Genomic DNA, 19893 nt, shown 5'->3' with positions numbered 1-19893 from the left:
GCATAACGGGCTTAGTTGTACCCGTCCCATTCATGGGTTAGGGTGAATTAGGTTTAATGCACACCAGCCGTACGAAAGTGAGATGCCGTGTCTCAGAATCCTCGGGGTTCAGACCCCTACGACTACAACCCGGACTACAACCGTCTGAATGAGCAGTACAACCAGAACGGTCAGTATGGGCAGAACACTCAGTACGGCCAGGGTTCTTACGGCCAGTACGGGCAGAGCTCCTACGATCAGTATTCCTATGACCAGTACCGTCAGAATTCGTACGGTCAAGACTCGTATGGTCAGAACCAGTATGACCCGTATGGCCAGCAGTACCAGCAGCCCGACCAGTACGGTCAGCCCATGATGGTTCCTGTGGGCTTTTTGCAGAAGACTCCCGAACAGCTTGCCGGTGAGAAGGCTGCTCAGACTTCTACGGTGCTCGGTATTATTGGTTTAGCTTGTGCTCTGACGCTTGGCTGGTTCATGCTTGGTATTCCCTCCCTAATTCTGGGCGTTATCGGCATTATGAAAGCTAATGAGGCTGAGCGTTTCGGCGTGGCGGCTTCGGCTGGCCGCATCCTGAACTGGATTACCGTAGTTATTGGTGGCATTTTCCTGGTGTTTTACGGCGGTAGTATTCTGCTGTTGATTCTGCTGGCTTCTTCAGATTCCGCAGCCAATTCCAGATTGGTGGATGTTGCGCAGATACTGGCACTTTTCTAAACACTTTCGCCCTCACTGGAGGGCACGCATAAGCCCCGTTCCTCGACGTGAGGTGCGGGGCTTTGCTGTATGTATGCCGTGTGTTTCCTGGATTGAGCTCGACATGCTTGTTCCCCAGGTAGGGAAGGTCTAGGGTGAAGTTAACACCCCTCGTGTGTGGAATGTGAAAGGTTGTGGATGCGATGTCGCAGTTGCCCCAAAACAATGAAGCCTTCGATAACAACCCCGAATACTCCAAGCACCACCGGGGGAGCGACAGCGTACAGTCTGGTACGGATGACCAGCCGCTACCCGCGAGTGAGTTCCCTTCGAGCGTGTGGAAGATGGACGCTGGTGAAAAAGCCGCAAATCTCTCCCTGATTTTCGGTGTCTTCGGTATGCTTACTCTCGCCCTAGCGTTTTTGTGGGTTTCCCATGGCTTTGGTATCGGTATGCCAATAATCATTGCTGCGCCGTTACTGAACCTCTTGGGTCTCTGGCAAGCACGAGTGGCAAGACAGCACGGTGAGGACGCCAACGTGGGTCTGTTTCTCAGTGGGATAGGAATGTTCATTGTCATCGCCATCGTCGGCTTCATCATAATGATTGGGTTTGCTCTGTACGGCTTCAATGATGCAGGCCCGTCGAGGATCCTGAACGCTCTCTCACTTCGATAGACACGTAACACCCGGTATTGAAAGGTTGTGGATGAGATGTCGCAGCTACCCCAAAACAACGAAGCCTTCGATTACAACCCTGAGTACGCCAAGCTCTATCAGGGAAATGACAGCCTGCAGTCCGACGCGGACGACACGGACGATTGGCCGCAACCTGCGAGCGAGCAACCTCCCGCTGTGCAAGGAGCGCAAGACGGTAAAAGGGCAGCGACCTTCTCCCTGCTTTTCGGTTTCCTCGGCCCGCTGTCTTTCGTTCCAGGGCTCTGGTGGTTTACTTATGGTCCTGGAGATAATGGTCTGCTGATAGTTATCGGTGCGCCGTTGCCGAACGTCCTGGGTCTCTGGCAGGCGTTCGTAGCAAGGCGGCGCGGCACGCGTGCCGTCGGCGGTCTGGTTCTTAACGGGCTGGGGCTATGCTTTTTCATCGGTATCGACGTCCTCTTCATATTGATTCTGAATGCCTTGTCAGGCATCAACTGACGGCGCCCCCGGTAACTCAAAATGGCGTATGCAAAGAGCCCCGCTCCTCGCGTTGAGGAACGGGGCTTTCAGAAGCTATAACGCGGATGGTAAGGGATTTGAACCCTTGAGACGGGGTCACCGCCTACTGGTTTTCAAGACCAGCTCCTTCGGCCGCTCGGACAACCATCCATACGCACCAGAGACCGGCATTTTATGGCAATACCGTGCCGCAGGGCACTACGAGATTATCTCATGCGATAAGCTTTCTGTAAATCGCGCACCAACGATGGTGCTTCCGGCAATGAGGAGGACTCATGAGAGCAATTATTGAGAACAGTCACGGTGGACCTGAAGCTCTGACCATCACCAAAGTACCCGCCCCCGTGCCCCGCTCCTACGAAGTTCTCATCCGTGTTCATGCCGCCGGACTCAACCGTGCCGACGCCCTGCAGCGCCGCGGATTCTACCCGCCGCCCGCCGGTGCGAGCGCCATCTACGGCCTCGAAGTAGCCGGTGTTATTGAGGCAGTCGGTGAGGGTGTCTCCGTGGAGAACCGTGGCACCTCCGTCATGGCGCTGCTCGCCGGAGGCGGCTACGCCGACTACGTGACCGTGCCGGTCGACCACGTGCTACCCGTGCCGGAACAGTTGAGCTTCGTCGAGGCCGCTGCCATTCCCGAGGTTGCGGCAACCGTCTACTCGAACCTGGTGCTCACCTGCGGTATGAGTATGAACCCCGCCGAAAACCTCAAGGAAGACGGCGAACCCGCGGTGGTCCTCGTACACGGTGGTACCGGCGGTATTGGTGTGCACGCCATCCAGTTGGCGCTCGCCGTAGGTACCCGCGTGTTTGCGACCGTCAGCACCGAGGAAAAAGCCGAATATGTGCGCTCACTAGGTGCGGAACCCATTATCTATACCGAACATTCGTTCCGTGAAGTTCTGTTGGCTGAAACCGGCGGACGTGGTGCCGACTACATCCTCGACGTGGTGGGCGGAAAGTACCTGGAGGACAACCTGCACACTCTCGCCGACGGTGGCCACCTGTGCATTATCGGTCTGATAGGAGGCGCCAAGGCGGAAGTGAACCTGGGGTACATGCTCTCCCGTCGCCTGTCGGTGCACGCCACGAGCCTACGCACCCGCTCCGACCGACAGAAGGTTGAGATCCTAAGCGGTGTGCGCGAGCACGTGCTGCCGCTGATTGAATCCGGCAGAATCGGTGTGGGCCTGGATCGTGTCTTCGACATGGAGGAGGCGGCCGCCGCCCACGAGTACTTCGACTCGGGTCAGCATCACGGCAAGATTGTGCTGCGCATGCTGTAGGGGTGGTGCCCCCGCGTTACTGCGCTGGAACGGTGCGCGGGGTGGCCGCTGTGTGCAATATATGCTGAACTATCTGCTGACATCTCGTCACTAAAAGAGATTTAGGGTAACCTAAGCATAGGGAGGTTTGCGGGTCGCCGCAGAGCCCAACACGGGCAGCCTCCACCGACCAACAAACACGGCACACACACCACGCAGAGGAGGGCATATGGGGCTTAAAAGCTACCTGCAATCGCGCCGCGACGACGCCGAACTAGGTAAAGGTATCTGGCGCCGATCCCACGACCGGTTCATCCGCGGCATTGACCGCTTCCACCAGGTCCTCGAACGCCTGGCGGCAACCGATTCGTCCGCCCCTATGATTGAGCTCATCGTGCCGGACGCAAACACGCTCGCAGACCTGATTCCGCGCGTGCGCGCAGTCGCCATGGAGGCGCACCGCCTCGCCCCCAGCGACGGCGATATTCCCGCCTCCCCGTTCGGCACCTACTCCGACCTGAACCGTGCCCTCTCCAAAGCGGGTAACGCGGTGGCTCTCTGCGCCGAGGCGCTCGCCATGGCGCGCTGCTTTGGCGAATGCGCTACTGGATGCGACCGCCAGGTGAGCGTACACCGCCGCGTTGAGGCGGTGGTGCAGCACATTGAGGACGCAGAGCGTCTGATTCAGCGTGCCCAGAAGGAAGCCGCCGGCGAGCTGACCTTCGACGACGGAATCCCCGTGGGCCGTACCCAGCTGGTAGAAGCCTAATAGCGAACTTCTGAACTGCCCGCAGTATCCAGCACCGGATGCTGCGGGCAGTTCCGTTTATGCGCTAACCCAACCTGCCCGCTGACCTGCGTCCGCCACGTGAACAGGGCGAAGCCGAACGGCAACTAACAGGCGAGTTAGTTTGATGTGCACTTCAACAGGCGATACGCTTAAAGAGGAGGTGTAGGACGCTTCTTATGCGGTTCCGTCACAATGGAGGTGACGACACAATGCGATGGTACGCGCGGAAGAACCGCAGGCTTTTTCCTGCCCCTCTACGGCACAACCCAATGCATATACAATTCACGGAAGAAGTCACACACCATGTTTGAATTCCACCGCAATGAGCGTGCGCGTCAGCTGCGCCCCAGCCTCTCACGCTCTTGGCTCCTCGTGCGCGCCAACTCCTCCGAAGAAGTTTTTGAAGAGGCCTTCGAATCCGAGGCTGACTCCATCATCATCGACCTCGAAGACGGCTGCCCCCCTGAAGAGAAGGACGCCGCCCGCGAACAGGTCGTCCGTATGCTCAACTCCGGCGTCGTCGCATGGGTGCGAATCAACGCCATCACCACCGAACACTGGTGGAAGGACGTCAAGGCCCTCAAGAACGTGAAGGGCCTGCGAGGCGTCATGCTCGCCACCGCAGAGCACGCCACCGACATTGACCGCACCGCAGCCGAGCTGCCCCCCGGAACCCCCATCATCGCGCTGATTGAGTCCGCACTCGGTGTGCACCACTCCGTCGAAATTGCCCGCGCAATCGGCACTTTCCGCCTCGCATTCGGCGCAGGTGACTACCGCCGCGACACCGGCTCCTCCGCAACCCCCATGGCGCTCGCCTACGTGCGTTCGCAGCTGGTCATCGCCTCCACCCTGGGCGGTCTGCCCGGCCCCATCGACGGCCCGACCCTCGGCGCATACGGCGCTGACCTCTCCAAGGCATGCGGCTACGCGAACGACCACGGCATGACCGGTAAGATTACCCTGGACATCCGCCAGACGGAGACCATCAACGCGGCATTCTCCCCCAGCGAGATCGAAATCGAAGAAGCACACCAGATGCTTGACGTGCCCCTCGACGGCCCCCGCGACGGCTCCTACCTGCCGCGTTACCTGCGTGCAAAGAAGGTCAAGGAACTCGCCAAGGTTTACGGCCTGTGGGGCAAGACCGACAGCGACTTCCAGCGTGCCTCCAAGTAAGGTTCTGGCGTAAAATACACGCGTAAAAAGCCGCGCATCCGAACCCTGAACGGGGAACCGGATGCGCGGCTTTCATCTGCCCTCAAAGTAGCGGGTGCGCTGCAGTTTGGCTGTTAGTTGCGGGGTGACTTGCCGCCCGTCAACGCATGAGCGCACACGTACGAAGTCACCAAAGAAATTACAATCGGCACCAAGAACGAGGTGTCATCCTCATACACGGAACGGTAGAAGAACCACACCGCCAAAGAAACCACCAGCGCCAACACGTACACCAGAGCAAAACGCATCGTCGGGCTCATCGGGCGTGCAGAGCCCGCGGAGGGGCGACCAGCCTGTGAACGGTTCTGCAGGCGCTGAGTATGTGAAGAACGAGAAGACATGAGAATCTCCTAAAAATCGACGGTGACATCCTGCGAGATACGTGGCATCTCTCAGATGCTAAAAACCGCCGCAACACACCGGAAACCGGCACGCGTTACGGCGGATGTGGAGCCCCCAGTGGGATTCGAACCCACGACCTTTTCTTTACGAGGGAAATGCTCTACCCCTGAGCTATAGAGGCACATACGCTGCCGTTCCCAACTGCCCGAAAGCAACCGGTGAACAGTGCATACCCCGCAATAGTACCAAAAAGGCGGGGGAGAGGCTAATTACTTTCAACACCGCGACCGCAGGGGCGAGCAGGCGGCAGGGATCCTATGGCGTGCACTGCATTCACCCCGCAAACCCGCCCGAAGATAGGGAATGTTCAGGGCAGGGGCATACAATAAACCCTGTAACCACGGCGGCTGACAGCACCTCGCAGTGCATCACAGTGCACATCAACCACGGATGTATCAACCACAGATTGAGTAATCACAGACTGATTAATCACAGACCAGCCCGCCACCCGTAGAGAGAGGAACTCCCATGACTTCACCCCTCAACCGCCGCACCCTGCTGCTGGGCGTAGTGCCCGCCGCCGCCCTGGGACTGAGCGCATGCGGTTCCAGCTCCTCCCAGCCCTCCGCTTCGGCATCTTCCAGCGGTTCGGCGAGCGCCTCCGCAAGCGCCACTGCGAGCGCTTCGGCATCTGCTGACCCCTCGGCTTCGGCTACTGCATCCGCAACCGCTGATGACGGCTACGTCGGCTACCGCCTCAACCGCGAAGTACCCGGCGCAGGCACCGCAACCCTGTACACCGACTACCAGTGCCCCTACTGCGCCAAGGCAGAACCCAAGTTCGAAGAAGCCGCCAAGAAACTCGACGGCATCATGAACGTGACCGTACGCAACATGCCGCTGAACATGCACGCCAACGCCGTACCCGCCGCACTTGCCGTGGAAGCCGCCGAGGCGCAGGGCAAGCATCTTGAAATGGCGAACAAGCTCTTCGCCACCCAGAACGACTGGAAGAACATCAAGGAACGCGACAAGCTGCGCACCCTCTTCAACGACTACGCCAAGGAACTGGGCCTGAACGTCGAAGAATTCGATAAGGTCCTGCTCGCCTCCGACACCGTCAAGCCCATTCAGCGCGACTACGAGCACGCCGTGAAGATCGGTGTGAAGGGCACCCCCACCTTCGTCGTGAACGACAAGGTCGTTGAGGGCTTGGATTCGTCCTCCTCGGTGGATGATTTGGTCAGCACCTTCAAGCGTGAAGCTGGCGTGAAGTAGTGGCGCATATTCAGCTCTCCGGTGGTCAGCGTGCCGAAATCCACCCCGACGGGTTCAGCGACCACGGCTACGTCCTCGAAATCGGCGGTGCCGAGCAGTCCCACGTGGACGTGCAGAACCCCGACTACGTGTTCTACGAGTACCTGCGCCGCATCGCAAACACGGTGGATGCGCTCGCACCCGCCGGCGAACCCATCACCGCCGCACACCTGGGCGCCGGTGCGCTCACCCTCGTGCGCTATATTCAGGCGACCCGCCCCGGCTCCCGCCAGATTGCCGTGGATATTGAGCCCGAGCTCATGGGCTTCGTGACGGACCGCCTGCCGCTACCTGCCGGAACCGACTGTCGGCTGGTGGTGGGGGACGCTCGCGAGCAGCTGGCGAACCTGCCCGAACTGCTGGGCGTGCCCGGCTTCGATGCGATTATCCTCGACATCTTCACCGGCATGGATGCGCCCGCCCACCTGGCAAACCGCGAGTTCTACCGCGAACTCAAGGACGCCCTGAGCGAGCGCGGCATGGTCGCCATCAACGTGGGTGACGACGCGGGTCTGCCCTTCTTCCAGCTACAGGCAACCGCCATGCTGGAAGTCTTCGACCACGTGTGGTGCCTGTGCGAAAGCTCCATGCTCAGCGGGCAGAACGAAGGCAACCTCGTGCTGGTTGGTACCGCCCGCGAGCTGGACGAGGATACCCAGGACTGGCTGTACGCCCTGGGCCCGCATCCGGCGGAGGTGCTTACCACCGATGAGCTGCGCGACCTGCTGGAAGAGCTGGCTGAGAGCTAAACCCGGCATACAAAACCGTTGAGGCGGGTACCAACTAGGTACCCGCCTCAACGGTTTTCACTATGAGTTTTCTATATGCCATGCGCCGGTGGAATTTTGGTTCTACTCAGGTAGCGGCACGGGAACGGGGTCCTCGCCGTCACCCTTCTGCGTGGAGGAACCACCCTTCGTGGTGGTGAGCGTAATACCCACGCTCGCGGTCATCAGCAGGACAATCGCCACCCAACGAATCGGGCCGGTCTCCTGATTCAGCAACGCCCAACCGGCAATCGCCGCAATAGCGGGCTCCATGCTCATCAACACGCTAAATACGCGCTCCGGCAGGTTACGCAGAGCCATCAGCTCCGCGCTATAGGGAATCACCGAAGCGAACATGGCGGTACCAAAAATCATGAGGAGCAGCATCGGATCCTGCGCCGCATTCCAAATCGGCTGAGGCGCCGGAACAACCGCCGCCACCGGGGCAATAAACACAGCACCAACAAGCATCGCCACCGCCAGGCCGCTCGCACCCGGAACCAGGGCACCCACCTTCGCGCTGGAGCGAATATACAGCGCCCAGAACACGCCAGCGATCAGTGCGAACGTCAGGCCCAGGTAGTCGGTATCCTTGCCGACCGCAGCCTCATAACCGAGCACCAGCATGCCCGCCAGGGCGCAGAGCACCCACACCGCGTCGCGGAGCCTGCGAGTCAGCATAGACGCCAACGCCAGCGGGCCCAAGAACTCCACCGCAACCGCCAAACCAATCGGGATGTGGTCAATCGCGCAATAGAAGAAGCCGTTCATCAGACCGAAAGTCATACCGAAAATGATGACGGCACGCCACTGCTCCTTCGACCAGGACAGCGCACCCGGCGGCATTTCGCCGCCGCGGCGGGTACGCCAACGCGCCGCCAACCACACGGCGCTACCCACCACTATGGAAGCAATCGCCAGGCGGCTGACGCTAATAGCTAGAGCACCAAACAGCGGGAAAAGAGTGACCGCGAAGGCGGCACCGAACTGCAATGAGGAGCAGGATATCAGCACAAACATAATGCCCAGCGCGGGGCGTTGAGATGAAGTATGCGGCATGATTCTCCTTCCTGCGCCTCACAAGGAGGCGGTGCATCTCTCAAGGTGTACACATGACGTATCGATTTGGGCGGGGGGCAAGAACCCGAACAGCGCAGTTAAAGAGAGCACCCCCGGGCAACACGAGATACTATCCTACTCGTCACCCGGGGGTGCTAGAAACCGTTGACACGGCTAAAGCTCAGTCGTTAGAGGCCCTTCGCCTCACGGTCAGCCTTAATCTGCTCGGCAGAAGGAATCGTAATGGAGCTGGTTGCCATATGCGCAATATCCACGCCGTGGGCATCCACCGCACCGGGCAGGTAACGATCGGGATCCTCCATGGTGCCCTCCTCCTGCGCCTTCTTCTGCGCACGAGCGTGAGAAATTGAAATGCCGATACTCGCAGCCACCAGCAGAGCAATAGCAACCCAGCGGACCAGGCCGGTAGCCTCACCAAGCATCACAATACCCACAGCCGCCGCAATCGCAGGCTCCAGGGACAGCACAACACTATAAATATGCGCGGGCAACAGACGCAGCGAAGAAACCTCACCCAGCGCCGGCAGAGCAGAAGCCAGCAGGCCCATCAAACAGCCAATAGCCAGCAGGTTCACATCCTGGGTGACCTTCAGTAGGTTGTTGCCGCTAATAAGGAACGGGAACGGCAGAACCAGCAGAGTAGAGACAACGTTACCCATGACCATGCCGCCCATGCCCGGGATGAGTGCGCCCACCTTCTCAGTCGCCAGAATATAGGCGGCACGAGAAACAGCGGTCAGGACCGAGAAAATCACACCCATCAGGGCGAAATCTTCAGGCTTCGCCTGGGACTCAGCCGTCAGAATCGCCATGCCCGTAAAGGACAGCGCAATCCACACCAGGTCCAGCTTGCGGCGCGACATAACCGTCGCCAGAACCAGCGGACCCATAAACTCAATCGCCACCGCAATCGCCAGCGGAACCTGCTCAATTGCCACATAGAAGAAGGCATTCGCACCCGTCAGGGCGACACCGAGAACAATGACCGTCAGCCACTGTTGACGGGTCCACGAACGAATCTGCGGACGGAAGAACGCCCACAGCAGGACAGAAGAAGTCAACAGGCGCAGAGTCACCACGCCCCAAGGGCCCAAGTCGCCCATCAGCTGCTTAGCAAGAGCCGCACCGAACTGCGCCGAAATAATCGCGCCGGTCGCGTACGCAACACCCAGCCCCTGAGTCGCCAGGGGAGAACGCGCAGCATTGGGCGTATGGGTGGAAGAAGTCATAGCAATCCTTATAGTCCAGAAGAGGTGTCAGCCGCTATCTGTTATCAGGCGCAACCCGAATCATCGTGAAACAGGTCACGCACTATGCAAACAATGAATAGTGTGTAATCTACGACAATTTTACGCGCTTTAAAATTGGGTGCAAATAGAGACCAAAACACCTTAACATCCCCTCAAAAACCTCCACGCCCTCGGTGAAATTTCACCCCCGCACCCCACCACAACCCCCTATATCCAGGAAATATTCACCCAGCCGTGATTTACTGAGAGCATGCTTGACCCGAAGAAGTCTCTATTCGATGAAGACGGCAACCCCCGTCCCGCGCTAACCACCACCCTCGACAACGTACTGCGCATGCAACGACCGCTCGCGCTGTCCATCGTCAAAAAACTCCGTGAAGCGCACCCCGACGAAACCCCCGAACAAATCCACAAGCGCCTCGACCGCACCTACCTGCGCGACATCACCGCAATCGGCGGCGTCACCGGCGCATCCGCATTCGTGCCCGGCGTAGGTACCGTCACCTCCATGAGCCTGTCCGCGCTCGCCGTCGGCGGCTACCTCGAACGCACCGCACTCTACGCCCAGGCAGTCGCAGAACTGCATGGCGTGCACGTACATGACGCCGAAACCGCCCGCTCCATGGTCATGGCAATCATGCTTGGTGAAGAAGGCTCCCAGCTCATGAACACCGTGCTGCTGCAGACCGGCAAGGCAGGCGGCGTCTCCAACAAGTGGGGCATGCTGCTCGGCAACTCCTCCAGCGGCAAGATGTTCAGCGTCGAACGGACCATCCGCAATATGTTCATCCGCCGATTCCTCACCCGCCAGACCGGCGCACTGCTCGGCCGTGCCCTGCCCTTCGGCGTGGGCGCAATCGTTGGCGGCGGCGCAAACCTGACCCTCGGCAAGGACGTTGTGCGCAACACCCGCCGAGCCTTCGGCGACGCACCCGCCTACTTCCCCGCAGAGCTCATGATTACCCCGCGTGCACCGCGCGTACAGGGCGGCGAAGGTCCGGAAAGCTCCTCCAGCGTGGCTGGCTCCCTGCTCAAGGGCGTCAAAGACGCAGGTAAGGCAGCTGGCAAGGTCTTCACCCGCGGCAAGGGCAACGACACCGAAACCGGCCACCGCCGCATGCTCGGCCGCTAAACCCGCTGGCTAACAGAACATAGCGAAGACCTAACACACTAAAGACCTAATACACTAAAGACCCCGGATCCCTGAATACAGGGACCCGGGGTCTTCTGTTTAATCCTTTGCTACGGACTAAGCGTTCTTCGCGTGATCCAGCAGCTGAGCCGCAATACCGTTATAGGTGTGCGGAGTCAGAGCCGACAGACGCGCCTCAGCCTCGGGGGAGAGACCCAGAGTAGCCACAAACTCCTTCAGGCGAGCAGCATCCACGCGGTGACCGCGAGTCAGCTCCTTCAGACGCTCATACGGGTTCTCCATGCCGGGAACACCCGCGATAGCCTCCGCGCGCATCACCATCTGGATCGCCTCAGCCAGAACCTCCCAGTTGGAATCCAGATCAGCAGAAATAACGTCGGTCGCAATATCCAGACGCTGCAGACCCTTCACCACATTGGAGATAGCCAGCACCGAGTGACCAAACGCCACGCCAATATTGCGCTGCGCCGACGAGTCAGTCAGGTCACGCTGCCAACGAGAAGTCACCAGGGTCGAACCCAGCGAATCCAGCAGAGCGTTCGACAGCTCCAGGTTAGCCTCCGCATTCTCAAAGCGAATCGGGTTCACCTTGTGCGGCATAGTCGATGAACCGGTCGCACCAGCCACCGGAATCTGACGGAAGAAACCAATCGAAATGTAGCTCCACACATCGGTGCAGAGGTTGTGCAGCACGCGGTTGAAATGAGCGATATCCGAGTACAGCTCAGCCTGCCAGTCGTGCGACTCAATCTGAGTGGTCAGCGGGTTCCAAGTCAGACCCAGGTGCTCCACAAAACCACGAGAAATCTTCTGCCAATCAGCGCTCGGCACCGACGCATAGTGCGCGGCGTAGGTACCGGTCGCACCATTAATCTTGCCGAGGAACTCGGTCGCCTTCACGTGCTTGACCTGGCGCTTCAGGCGATAGGCGAGCACGCCCATCTCCTTGCCCAGGGTGGAGGGGGTCGCCGGCTGGCCGTGAGTGCGGCACAGCATCGGCACGTCGCGGCCGTCCTCAGCCAGCTTCAGCAGAACATCAATCAGCTCCTCCGCAGCGGGGATCCACACGTTCTCAACGGCGTCCTTGATACCCAGCGCGTAGGAGAGGTTGTTAATGTCTTCAGAAGTGCAGCCGAAGTGAACCAGCGGCACCAGGTGACTCAGGCCCAGGCCCTCCAGGCGGCGACCAATGTAGTACTCGACCGCCTTCACGTCGTGAACGGTGACAGCCTCAATCTCAGCCAGCTCCGCCACAGAATCAGCGTTGAAATCGGTAACGATGGCGCGCAGGCCCTTCTTCTGCTCCTCGCTCAGCGGGGACAGACCCGGCAGCACCTCGTGCTCGCACAGGTAAATGAACCACTCAACCTCAACGTGGATGCGGTCGCGGTTCAGAGCCGCCTCAGAGAGGTAGTTGGTCAGGGGCGCGGTCACGGATGCGTAGCGTCCGTCCAGGGGGCCCAGCGCAAGTTCGCCGGTGCCCAGGTCAATACGGCCAGAAGGCAAGAAGGTGTTATTGGTGTGAGACATAGCTCTATTTTTGCATGAATTCGCTGAAAAAAAGAGGCGGGAAGAGCATATGGACGTGACGGGCGGCTGGGTTAGTTGCAGAAATATGACAAAACGAGGGGGTACGGAGGGGGCATTTTTCGGATGATAAGGGGCAAAAACGTGCGAATTTTTCGAAACAAGCCGGAGTTATCCACAGGTTGGCGTATTCCACCTGCACGGTCACCGCGGCAGATTTAGCCTAAAACAAACCCGCCGTGAAAGGACACACTATGAGCACCCTCGTCGACACCACACCACCACCCGTACCCCAGCTGCCCCGCATCGAACCGACCGATATTCTCCGCGCAGCAGGACACATGGGCATCGGCACCGCCGCCGGCCACGCCTTCGCCGAGCAACTCATGGCAGCAGCCACCCTCGCCCGAGCCAAAGGCGCAGAACTCTCCCATAGGATGCGCACCGAAGCCCAAGAAATCCGCACCGCACACCAACGCGCCAACGAACTCAACGGCGACCACTGGACCTCAGAAGCAGGACGCGCCTACCGGCGACAACTCGAAGAACACCGCGAAAAAATTCGCAACCAAGCCGAACAAGCCGAAAGCGCCGCCGCCATGATCGCCGCCGCCGGTGAAGAACTCGCCAACGACCTCACCACCAAAGCACAGGCTATCGAAGCCGCCGCCTCCGCCGTAGATAACCTACTCGGCAAGCTCGCCGACGGAGCCGCCGACGTACTCGAAAAACTCAACCCCGGCGAAATTATCGCCCGCTCAGGCGTTCAAAAAGCCCAGTCAGCGCTCGATTCACTCATGCACGTGAACCTGCCCGACGGGCTGAGCTCGCTCATCCGAACCCACTAACCTCAGGAGAAACCATGCTTACCGGACCCACCGTTGCACCCATCGGTGACCTCTCCGGGCCCGTAGACCCCACTGGGCCTGGTGTGCTTACTGGGGGTACCATCAGCGTTACCCTCGAAGAAATGCCCGCCATCGCCGACGGGCTCGACACCGTCAGCCGCACCTGCGCCGACCGAACCATGCCGATTCTCGGCATCGCCGCCGAAACCCGGCTCTTCCTCGGCATCAACGGACGCGCCCAGCAGGCTGCTGGCCTCTGCGCCGGCCTCGCTGCAGACCTCGGTATGAGCGCCGCAAAGTTCGGCGTCACCGCAGCCGCCGTCCGCGCCGCCCACAGCTCCTACCTGCAGACCGAAAATATCGTCGCAGGCTGGTTCGACTCCATGGGCATCGCAAAGGATGGCAAGCTCACCGACGGACGCAGCACCCGCGACCACCTGCGCGGACTCATCGCCGGAGAACCCGGCGAAGCTACCTACCTCTTGAAGCTCACCATTCCCGAGCTTGGGTACTTCTCGGCATCTCGGACGCTGCCGTATTCGCCTCTCGTGGCGGGTATTCTTTTCGGCTTCACCGCCTACATGGACGCATTATGGAACCCTGAAATTGCCCATCAGCGAGCAATTGACCGCGTTGCAGACATGTTGGGCATTCCGCGAGGACTTGCTCGAAAGGCACTGGGAGGTGGCTTATTTAGTATCTTCAGTATCGTCAAATCTGGAATCGATACCTATCTTGGCACTAAGGCTCATAATATTCGGACCGCTTCCGCCGATGCATACGGTATTGCTACGCATCGTGGTGAGAAAAGCCAGCTTTCTGTAGGTGCCAGCTCAGATCGTCTTCTTGCGGCTGCTAAGGCACAGGATCAGGAATTTGAGCGTTCCCGGCAAAACCCCTCGACCGCTGAACGTAGTGCCGTGCTCGTCACCGTCATGTACGAAGCAGGGCACGAAGGCGACCCCGCCCATGCCCTGTATGTGGTGAGCGTTCCGGGTACCAACTTTAACTCCTGGGGCGGATCCATCATAGATGTCCCTGGTGCCGAACGCGAAGCATTGGGCAAAGATACCCTGGAAAACCCCGCCTATCAGATGGTTTTGCAAGCCCTCCGCGATGCCGGCGCGCCTCAGGGCGCACACGTGTACATGGAGGGTTTCAGCCAGGGCGCCATGATTGCCTACAACATGGCGAATAGTACTGAAGTCGCTAAAGAAATCAACATTGTGGGTATCTACGCCCAAGGGGCTCCGCTACGAGGCTTGCCCGCCAAACGCCGTGATTTTGCTGTGGACTACGTGGAAGGAGAAGGAGACTGGGTTCCTGACTCTGCATGGCGAGAAGATGGATGGCATCCTGACGACCGTGATACAGCAATGACCGTCCAGAATCCTGAACATGATGGAGGAAAATATCGAGAAACCCTAGAACGCGAAGGATATAGTGGAGCGGTATTTGGCGGTATGCGTGCCGCAATGGACGGTAAAGAGTACGCGCTGGGGGAACAGAAGGTAACCTCAGCCTCAAGCCTGCCGGATGGTCTGCCTCCCGCTGTACGAGTGGACATAACTATCAGACGTGCCGAGGGCTACGGCGCGGCAGCCCTTGTATCAGGAACGGTGCCTGGTGCCTTGGGTATAGCTGAGTTCGCTGATGAGAAGACAGGCGGGCGTCTGGGGCAAGCAAAGCGTGGCATCGAAGACACCGTCTCAGATGTCCAGCAGGGCATGGAGATTGCCAAGCAGAAGGCCGAGGGTCTTCAGCGAGAAGCTGGAGAATCCGCCTGGGCGGTTGCTGGGCAAATCCCCGCCGTCATCGAGGGTGTCCAAAAGACCATCCCTCATCCCGAGCCGACTCCGCAGGAATCTCAGAACCCGCAGCCTGCATGGCCCGAAATGCCTGTGCCGCAGATGCCCAAGGTGCCCCTCCTGCAGGGATACAACCCGCAGCATCTGCCGCCCGCCATCAATATGCCGAGCGACCTGAGCCGCCCCGAGCCTGCCCCCATCAAGATGCCCGGGGACCTGAGTCGTCCGGAGCCTGGGCCCATCAAGATGCCCGATCGAATCGAGGCAGAGGGGCAGCTACCCCCTGCAGGTCTGATTCCGCCGGACATTCTGCCCAAACCTGCAGATCTGCATACGCACATCGAAAAGGCTGTTACTCAGCCATTCATCGAGCAATTGCAGCTCCCTAGTGTGGGTTCTGCTCTCAAGAATCCTCCAATCTTCCAATCCGGACAGGGCGGAGATTACGACGGCGGTGAGTCGCTCATCCCCACTCTGCCGGACCTGAAACCTGCGCCCATGCTCCCGCCCAAGAGCATTGACCCGGGATTCCTCGCACCAACTCCGCCCGAGAATATCGACCCCGGGTTCCGCGCACCAGGCCCTCCCGAGGACCTGACTCCCCTCGAGGAGCGTGAACCCCTGATGGTCTAAAAGCCCAATCTCAAGAACCAATCTTGACGGCTCGGTGGAGGGTGGAGGGGACGAGTAGAGTAGAGAAGAGAAGAGGGGCGCCGCCGGGTATTGGACCGGTCCAATACCCGGCGGCGCCCCTCCATTTTTGCGTACAGCTTTTGCACGCAGCCTTTGTGTACAGCGCTTGCGGCCAGTATCTGCTGCCTGCACAGCTGCAGCTTGCTCGCGACCTGCTCTCCAGGTGAGAAGCGTTAGCCTCCGAGCCGCCCGCAGGCACATACTGGAACCATGAGCCAGTCAGCTGAACACGCCAACATCCCGGTCCGCCCCGTCTTTAGCACCCTGCCCAGCTACGCGGCAGGCAAGCCGCCCGCACCCGTTGAAGGCCTCACCCAGTACAAGCTCTCCTCGAACGAGAACCCGCTGGGCCCCGTACCTGAGGTCGCGCGCGTCCTCGCAGAATTTGCGACCGCGCACCGCTACCCCGACCCGCTCTCCACCGCCCTGCGACAGAAGCTCTCCGCACGACTGGGTGTGGACGCTGACGACATCGTCACCGGTGCCGGTAGTCTCGGCGCGCTCAACCAGATTCTCAAAACCTTCGCCGGCGTAAACGCCGACGGCGTTCAGGACGAAGTCATCTACGCCTGGCGTTCCTTCGAGGCGTACCCGATCCTTGTCGGCATCATGGGCGCTCGCAGCGTGCAGGTGCCGAACCTGCCCGACGGCTCGCACGACCTGGACGCCATGGCCGCCGCCATCACCGAGCGCACCCGCCTGATTCTGGTCTGCACCCCCAACAACCCGACCGGTCCCGCCGTCACCGAAAGCCAGATTCGTGCGTTCCTGGCGAAGGTGCCCTCCCACATTCCCGTGGTGATTGATGAGGCGTACTTCGAATTCTGCGCTGCCTCCACCGTGCAGGAGGGTGAAGAGCCTCCGCTGAACGGCCTGGATATCTACTGTGACTACGAGAACGTCATCATTCTGCGCACCTTCTCCAAGGCGCAGGGCCTGGCGGGTCTACGCGTGGGCTACTCGATTTCGCATCCGCAGATTACGCAGCACCTGCGCGTGGCGGCGACCCCGTTCGCGGTGACGGCGCTGGCGGAGGCGGCGGCTATCGCCTCCATCGAGCATGAGGATGCGGTGATGGAGCGCGTGAGCCACCTGGTGTCTGAGCGTGAGCGCGTGACCGCCCGCCTGTGCGAGCTGGGCTACGAGTTCCCGAGCACTTACGCGAACTTTGTGTGGCTGCCCCTGGGGGAGCGTACGGGTGAGTTTGTGCAGCTGATGGCTGAGCACGCGCTGTCGGTGCGTGCGTTCGGTACCGAGGGCGTGCGCGTGAGCATCGGTGAGGTAGAGGCGAACGACCGTTTCCTCTCGCTATGCGAGGTCTTCGCGAAGGGTCTCTAGAGCCTCTGGTAAAGGGGAGTGGGTGAGCACCTGACCCTAATTCAACCCTAATTGAACAATGTACTATTTTCCCTAGTCGAGGTTCGTTTAGGCTTTTCAAATGGTTCTCGCGTGGGAAAAATGGCGGCTCGAAAAAGCGCTTAATGGCTAAATTAAACCTCCCATATATTCCTGAAAAAGAATATATGGGAGGTTTAATTTAATGATGTTCAAATAGTGAATGACAGGGCACAATACACTGCGTTATCAGCGTAACTGCCGCGAGATAAAGCCGGAAAGAGTAGACTGGTAACTATATATGCCCAGACCCTCACAGGCCTACCGGAACAGCTCAAACCCTGCACCATCAGGTGAACGTTGAGACTAAAACCCAAGCCGCTGAGGGCCAAGCCCTCGTCACGTGTGGAGGTTAGATGCACGAGAACGACAAGTACCCGGGAGTGCCCGAACGCATCCAGCTCATGGATGAAAACGGCACCGTACACGAACACCCCACCTACAGCCGGTACATCGAAGACGTCAACGCAGACACCCTGCGCGAGGCATACCGCCTCATGTACACCACCCGCCGATTCGACGACGAGGCAACCGCCCTGCAGCGCCAGGGCCAGCTCGCCCTCTGGGTGCCCAGCCGAGGCCAGGAAGCCGCACAGGTCGGCTCCGCACTCGCCTACGCACCCAACGACTACATCTTCCCCTCCTACCGCGAGCACGCCGTCGCCTTGACGCGTGGCGTGGACTTCCGCGACCTGATCACCATCTTCCGCGGCTCCACCACCCACGGCTGGGACATGAAGGCACACAACTTCCACACCTACACCAAGGTGCTTGCGGCCCAGACCCTGCACGCAGTCGGCTACGCCATGGGTCTGAACTTCGACGCCGACATCGAGGCTGAAACCGGCACCCGTCGCACCGGTCAGGGTCAGGCAACCGACCCTGCCGAAGATACCCAGAAGCCCGCCGTGGCGGTCTACTTTGGTGACGGCTCCTCCACCGAGGGTGACGCACACGAATCCATGGTTTTCGCCGCCTCCTATAACGCGCCGGTGCTCTTCTTCGTGCAGAACAACCGCTGGGCTATCTCCGTGCCCTTCGAGGTGCAGTCCCGCGTTCCGGTGTCCACCCGCGCCGCAGGCTACGGCTTCGAGGGTATTCGCGTTGACGGCAACGACGTTCTCGCCGTACTGGCTGCAACCCGCTACGCCATGGAGAAGATCCGTGCCGGTGAAGGCCCCGTGCTGATTGAAGCTGAGACCTACCGCCTCGGCCCGCACACCACCGCGGACGACCCCACCAAGTACCGCACCGATGCCGACCTGGAAGGTCCCCTGCGCCGCGACCCCATGCTTCGCCTGGAGAAGCACCTGCGCGAGCAGGGTTACGCCGATGATGCCTTCTTTGAAGAGGTTGCAGAATCTGCGCAGCAGGTCGCGAACGGCGTGCGTGAGGCAGTGCTGAACTCCGAGGTTGCCGACTTTGAGTATTTCTTCGACCGCGTCTATGCGCAGGAGCATCAGCAGGTGGAAGACGACCGCGAGTTCTACCGTAACTACGTTGCAGGCTTTGAAGAGGAGTAAGCATGAGCGAGAAAATTGAACGTTTGACCCTCGCCAAGGCGATTACCCGCGGCCTGGAAGACGCCATGGAAGCCGACCGCACCGTCGTCATGCTCGGTGAGGATATCGGCAAGCTTGGTGGCGTGTACCGTGTGACCGAGGGCCTGCAGGCGCGCTTCGGCAACCGCCGCGTCATGGATGCGCCCCTGGGAGAGTCCGGCATTATCGGCACCTCCATCGGTATGGCCCTGCGTGGCTACCGCCCCGTGCCGGAGATTCAGTTCGACGGCTTCGTGTTCCCCGCCTACAACCAAATTACGAGCCAGCTGGCGAAGATTCACAACCGCACCGATAAGCAGTACACGGTGCCGGTGACCATCCGCATTCCGTACGGTGGCGTGATTGGTTCGGTGGAGCACCACTCCGAGTCCCCGGAGGCGCTGTTCGCCCACACCGCGGGTCTGCGTATTGTGACCCCCTCGACTCCGCACGAGGCGTACTGGATGACCCGCAAGGCGATTGAGTGCCCCGACCCGGTCATTATTTTTGAGCCGAAGCGCCGCTACTGGCTCAAGGGTGAAGTGGACTTTAGCGACACCTCCTTTGATCCGTTTAGCGCCCAGGTGGTGCGTGAGGGTACGGACGCGACCATCGTTGCGTACGGTCCGCTGGTGCCGGTTGCTCTGGCTGCTGCAGAGGCTGCCGTGGAGGATGGCCGCTCGATTGAGGTCATTGACCTGCGCTCGATTTCGCCGCTGGACGTGCCGACCGTTGCCGCTTCGGTGGCGAAGACTGGCCGCCTAATTGTCGCGCACGAGGCGCCGACCTTCGGTGGCATGGGCGGTGAGTTGGCTGCGGCGATTACGGAGCGTTGCTTCTACAGCCTGCAGGCGCCGGTGATTCGTGTGGGCGGCTACTACATGCCGTACCCGGTGTCCCGCGTTGAGGAAGAGTACGTGCCCGATATTGACCGTATTCTTGAGGCGGTTGACCGCGCTTTTGACTACTAGGCATTCCCTGATCTGACGTATCAGCGTGTTGCGCTATGGCGGGTTGCGAGCCCGCAC

Annotated in this window: 18 protein-coding genes and 2 tRNA genes; 14 read left to right on the top strand and 6 right to left on the bottom strand. The window is 59.9% G+C overall.

Annotation, left to right across the window (positions count from 1 at the left end; genetic code table 11):
* Positions 1 to 87: 87 nt before the first annotated feature.
* The 3 genes from QZ822_RS02145 to QZ822_RS02135 all read left to right on the top strand — a co-directional run bounded on the left by QZ822_RS02145 (position 88) and on the right by QZ822_RS02135 (position 1850).
* A complete protein-coding gene (locus tag QZ822_RS02145) occupies positions 88 to 714 on the top strand; it encodes a DUF4190 domain-containing protein (protein WP_294642237.1) in 627 nt (208 codons plus the stop codon).
* Between the two features lie 182 nt (positions 715 to 896).
* Complete coding sequence (locus QZ822_RS02140) at positions 897 to 1370, top strand: hypothetical protein (RefSeq protein WP_294642235.1); 474 nt, start codon at positions 897 to 899, stop codon at positions 1368 to 1370.
* Between the two features lie 36 nt (positions 1371 to 1406).
* Positions 1407 to 1850 carry a hypothetical protein gene (locus QZ822_RS02135; protein ID WP_294642234.1) on the top strand — a complete coding sequence of 148 codons (444 nt, stop codon included), beginning with the start codon at positions 1407 to 1409 and terminating at the stop codon, positions 1848 to 1850.
* Between the two features lie 83 nt (positions 1851 to 1933).
* Here the strand turns inward: QZ822_RS02135 and QZ822_RS02130 are convergent.
* Positions 1934 to 2021 (bottom strand) — tRNA-Ser (locus QZ822_RS02130).
* Between the two features lie 125 nt (positions 2022 to 2146).
* Here QZ822_RS02130 and QZ822_RS02125 point away from each other — a divergent pair.
* From QZ822_RS02125 to QZ822_RS02115, 3 genes are all read left to right on the top strand, one after another.
* Positions 2147 to 3157: an NAD(P)H-quinone oxidoreductase gene (locus QZ822_RS02125; RefSeq protein ID WP_294642232.1), complete on the top strand. Its 1011-nt coding sequence runs from the start codon at positions 2147 to 2149 to the stop codon at positions 3155 to 3157.
* A 208-nt stretch (positions 3158 to 3365) separates the two neighbouring features.
* Positions 3366 to 3905, top strand: a complete 540-nt coding sequence (locus QZ822_RS02120) for a hypothetical protein (protein WP_049353993.1) — start codon at positions 3366 to 3368, stop codon at positions 3903 to 3905.
* Between the two features lie 324 nt (positions 3906 to 4229).
* The gene (locus QZ822_RS02115) at positions 4230 to 5105 is read left to right on the top strand and encodes a CoA ester lyase (RefSeq protein WP_294642230.1); all 876 of its coding nucleotides are present in this window, start codon (positions 4230 to 4232) and stop codon (positions 5103 to 5105) included.
* Between the two features lie 113 nt (positions 5106 to 5218).
* Here the strand turns inward: QZ822_RS02115 and QZ822_RS02110 are convergent, their stop codons facing one another.
* Positions 5219 to 5485 (bottom strand): hypothetical protein, encoded by a 267-nt coding sequence (locus QZ822_RS02110; RefSeq protein WP_060824265.1) that lies wholly within the window; start codon positions 5483 to 5485, stop codon positions 5219 to 5221.
* A gap of 107 nt (positions 5486 to 5592) precedes the next feature.
* Positions 5593 to 5667, bottom strand: a tRNA-Thr gene (locus tag QZ822_RS02105).
* 347 nt (positions 5668 to 6014) lie between these two features.
* Here QZ822_RS02105 and QZ822_RS02100 point away from each other — a divergent pair.
* Both QZ822_RS02100 and QZ822_RS02095 read left to right on the top strand, forming a co-directional pair.
* Positions 6015 to 6764 carry a thioredoxin domain-containing protein gene (locus QZ822_RS02100; protein ID WP_294642227.1) on the top strand — a complete coding sequence of 250 codons (750 nt, stop codon included), beginning with the start codon at positions 6015 to 6017 and terminating at the stop codon, positions 6762 to 6764.
* Positions 6764 to 7552 carry a spermidine synthase gene (locus QZ822_RS02095; protein ID WP_294642225.1) on the top strand — a complete coding sequence of 263 codons (789 nt, stop codon included), beginning with the start codon at positions 6764 to 6766 and terminating at the stop codon, positions 7550 to 7552. Before QZ822_RS02100 ends, QZ822_RS02095 begins: the two co-directional genes overlap by 1 nt.
* A 102-nt stretch (positions 7553 to 7654) precedes the next feature.
* On the opposite strand, the gene QZ822_RS02090 is transcribed toward QZ822_RS02095, so the two are convergent.
* A complete protein-coding gene (locus QZ822_RS02090; protein WP_294642224.1) occupies positions 7655 to 8629 on the bottom strand; it encodes a DMT family transporter in 975 nt (324 codons plus the stop codon).
* Positions 8630 to 8817: 188 nt separating this feature from the next.
* The gene (locus tag QZ822_RS02085; RefSeq protein ID WP_294642222.1) at positions 8818 to 9879 is read right to left on the bottom strand and encodes a DMT family transporter; all 1062 of its coding nucleotides are present in this window, start codon (positions 9877 to 9879) and stop codon (positions 8818 to 8820) included.
* A 271-nt stretch (positions 9880 to 10150) separates the two neighbouring features.
* Between QZ822_RS02085 and QZ822_RS02080 the strand changes: the two genes are divergently transcribed.
* The gene (locus QZ822_RS02080) at positions 10151 to 11032 is read left to right on the top strand and encodes a di- and tripeptidase (protein ID WP_294642220.1); all 882 of its coding nucleotides are present in this window, start codon (positions 10151 to 10153) and stop codon (positions 11030 to 11032) included.
* A gap of 117 nt (positions 11033 to 11149) precedes the next feature.
* Here the strand turns inward: QZ822_RS02080 and purB are convergent, their stop codons facing one another.
* On the bottom strand, positions 11150 to 12583 hold the full coding sequence (gene purB / locus QZ822_RS02075) for an adenylosuccinate lyase (RefSeq protein WP_294642218.1): 1434 nt from the start codon (positions 12581 to 12583) through the stop codon (positions 11150 to 11152).
* 236 nt (positions 12584 to 12819) lie between these two features.
* Here purB and QZ822_RS02070 point away from each other — a divergent pair, with 236 nt between their 5' ends.
* The 5 genes from QZ822_RS02070 to QZ822_RS02050 all read left to right on the top strand — a co-directional run bounded on the left by QZ822_RS02070 (position 12820) and on the right by QZ822_RS02050 (position 19836).
* Positions 12820 to 13428 (top strand): ABC transporter substrate-binding protein, encoded by a 609-nt coding sequence (locus QZ822_RS02070; RefSeq protein WP_294642216.1) that lies wholly within the window; start codon positions 12820 to 12822, stop codon positions 13426 to 13428.
* A 14-nt stretch (positions 13429 to 13442) separates the two neighbouring features.
* Positions 13443 to 15869 carry an extensin gene (locus tag QZ822_RS02065; protein WP_294642214.1) on the top strand — a complete coding sequence of 809 codons (2427 nt, stop codon included), beginning with the start codon at positions 13443 to 13445 and terminating at the stop codon, positions 15867 to 15869.
* Positions 15870 to 16139: 270 nt separating this feature from the next.
* Positions 16140 to 17267 carry a histidinol-phosphate transaminase gene (locus QZ822_RS02060; protein WP_294642212.1) on the top strand — a complete coding sequence of 376 codons (1128 nt, stop codon included), beginning with the start codon at positions 16140 to 16142 and terminating at the stop codon, positions 17265 to 17267.
* A gap of 413 nt (positions 17268 to 17680) precedes the next feature.
* Positions 17681 to 18847, top strand: coding sequence for a thiamine pyrophosphate-dependent enzyme (locus QZ822_RS02055; protein ID WP_070846711.1), 1167 nt, complete (start codon positions 17681 to 17683; stop codon positions 18845 to 18847).
* A gap of 2 nt (positions 18848 to 18849) precedes the next feature.
* Entirely contained in the window at positions 18850 to 19836 is a 987-nt protein-coding gene (locus QZ822_RS02050) for an alpha-ketoacid dehydrogenase subunit beta (protein WP_049327015.1), read from the top strand.
* The last annotated feature ends 57 nt before the right edge of the window (positions 19837 to 19893 follow it).

The organism is uncultured Rothia sp. (assembly GCF_916715725.1).
Lineage (GTDB): Bacteria > Actinomycetota > Actinomycetes > Actinomycetales > Micrococcaceae > Rothia.
The sequence above is the reverse complement of the archived record's forward strand: the minus strand, read 5'-3'. Positions and strand labels throughout refer to the sequence as shown.

Excerpts from the sequence above, each read along its gene's own strand:
- QZ822_RS02050 (WP_049327015.1), top strand. The coding sequence starts at position 18,850 with ATGAGCGAGAAAATTGAACGTTTGACCCTCGCCAAGGCGATTACCCGC.
- QZ822_RS02055 (WP_070846711.1), top strand. The coding sequence starts at position 17,681 with ATGCACGAGAACGACAAGTACCCGGGAGTGCCCGAACGCATCCAGCTC.
- QZ822_RS02085 (WP_294642222.1), bottom strand. The coding sequence starts at position 9,879 with ATGACTTCTTCCACCCATACGCCCAATGCTGCGCGTTCTCCCCTGGCG.
- QZ822_RS02135 (WP_294642234.1), top strand. The coding sequence starts at position 1,407 with ATGTCGCAGCTACCCCAAAACAACGAAGCCTTCGATTACAACCCTGAG.
- QZ822_RS02115 (WP_294642230.1), top strand. The coding sequence starts at position 4,230 with ATGTTTGAATTCCACCGCAATGAGCGTGCGCGTCAGCTGCGCCCCAGC.
- QZ822_RS02080 (WP_294642220.1), top strand. The coding sequence starts at position 10,151 with ATGCTTGACCCGAAGAAGTCTCTATTCGATGAAGACGGCAACCCCCGT.
- QZ822_RS02125 (WP_294642232.1), top strand. The coding sequence starts at position 2,147 with ATGAGAGCAATTATTGAGAACAGTCACGGTGGACCTGAAGCTCTGACC.
- QZ822_RS02090 (WP_294642224.1), bottom strand. The coding sequence starts at position 8,629 with ATGCCGCATACTTCATCTCAACGCCCCGCGCTGGGCATTATGTTTGTG.
- QZ822_RS02110 (WP_060824265.1), bottom strand. The coding sequence starts at position 5,485 with ATGTCTTCTCGTTCTTCACATACTCAGCGCCTGCAGAACCGTTCACAG.
- QZ822_RS02140 (WP_294642235.1), top strand. The coding sequence starts at position 897 with ATGTCGCAGTTGCCCCAAAACAATGAAGCCTTCGATAACAACCCCGAA.
- QZ822_RS02060 (WP_294642212.1), top strand. The coding sequence starts at position 16,140 with ATGAGCCAGTCAGCTGAACACGCCAACATCCCGGTCCGCCCCGTCTTT.
- purB (WP_294642218.1), bottom strand. The coding sequence starts at position 12,583 with ATGTCTCACACCAATAACACCTTCTTGCCTTCTGGCCGTATTGACCTG.
- QZ822_RS02120 (WP_049353993.1), top strand. The coding sequence starts at position 3,366 with ATGGGGCTTAAAAGCTACCTGCAATCGCGCCGCGACGACGCCGAACTA.
- QZ822_RS02065 (WP_294642214.1), top strand. The coding sequence starts at position 13,443 with ATGCTTACCGGACCCACCGTTGCACCCATCGGTGACCTCTCCGGGCCC.
- QZ822_RS02100 (WP_294642227.1), top strand. The coding sequence starts at position 6,015 with ATGACTTCACCCCTCAACCGCCGCACCCTGCTGCTGGGCGTAGTGCCC.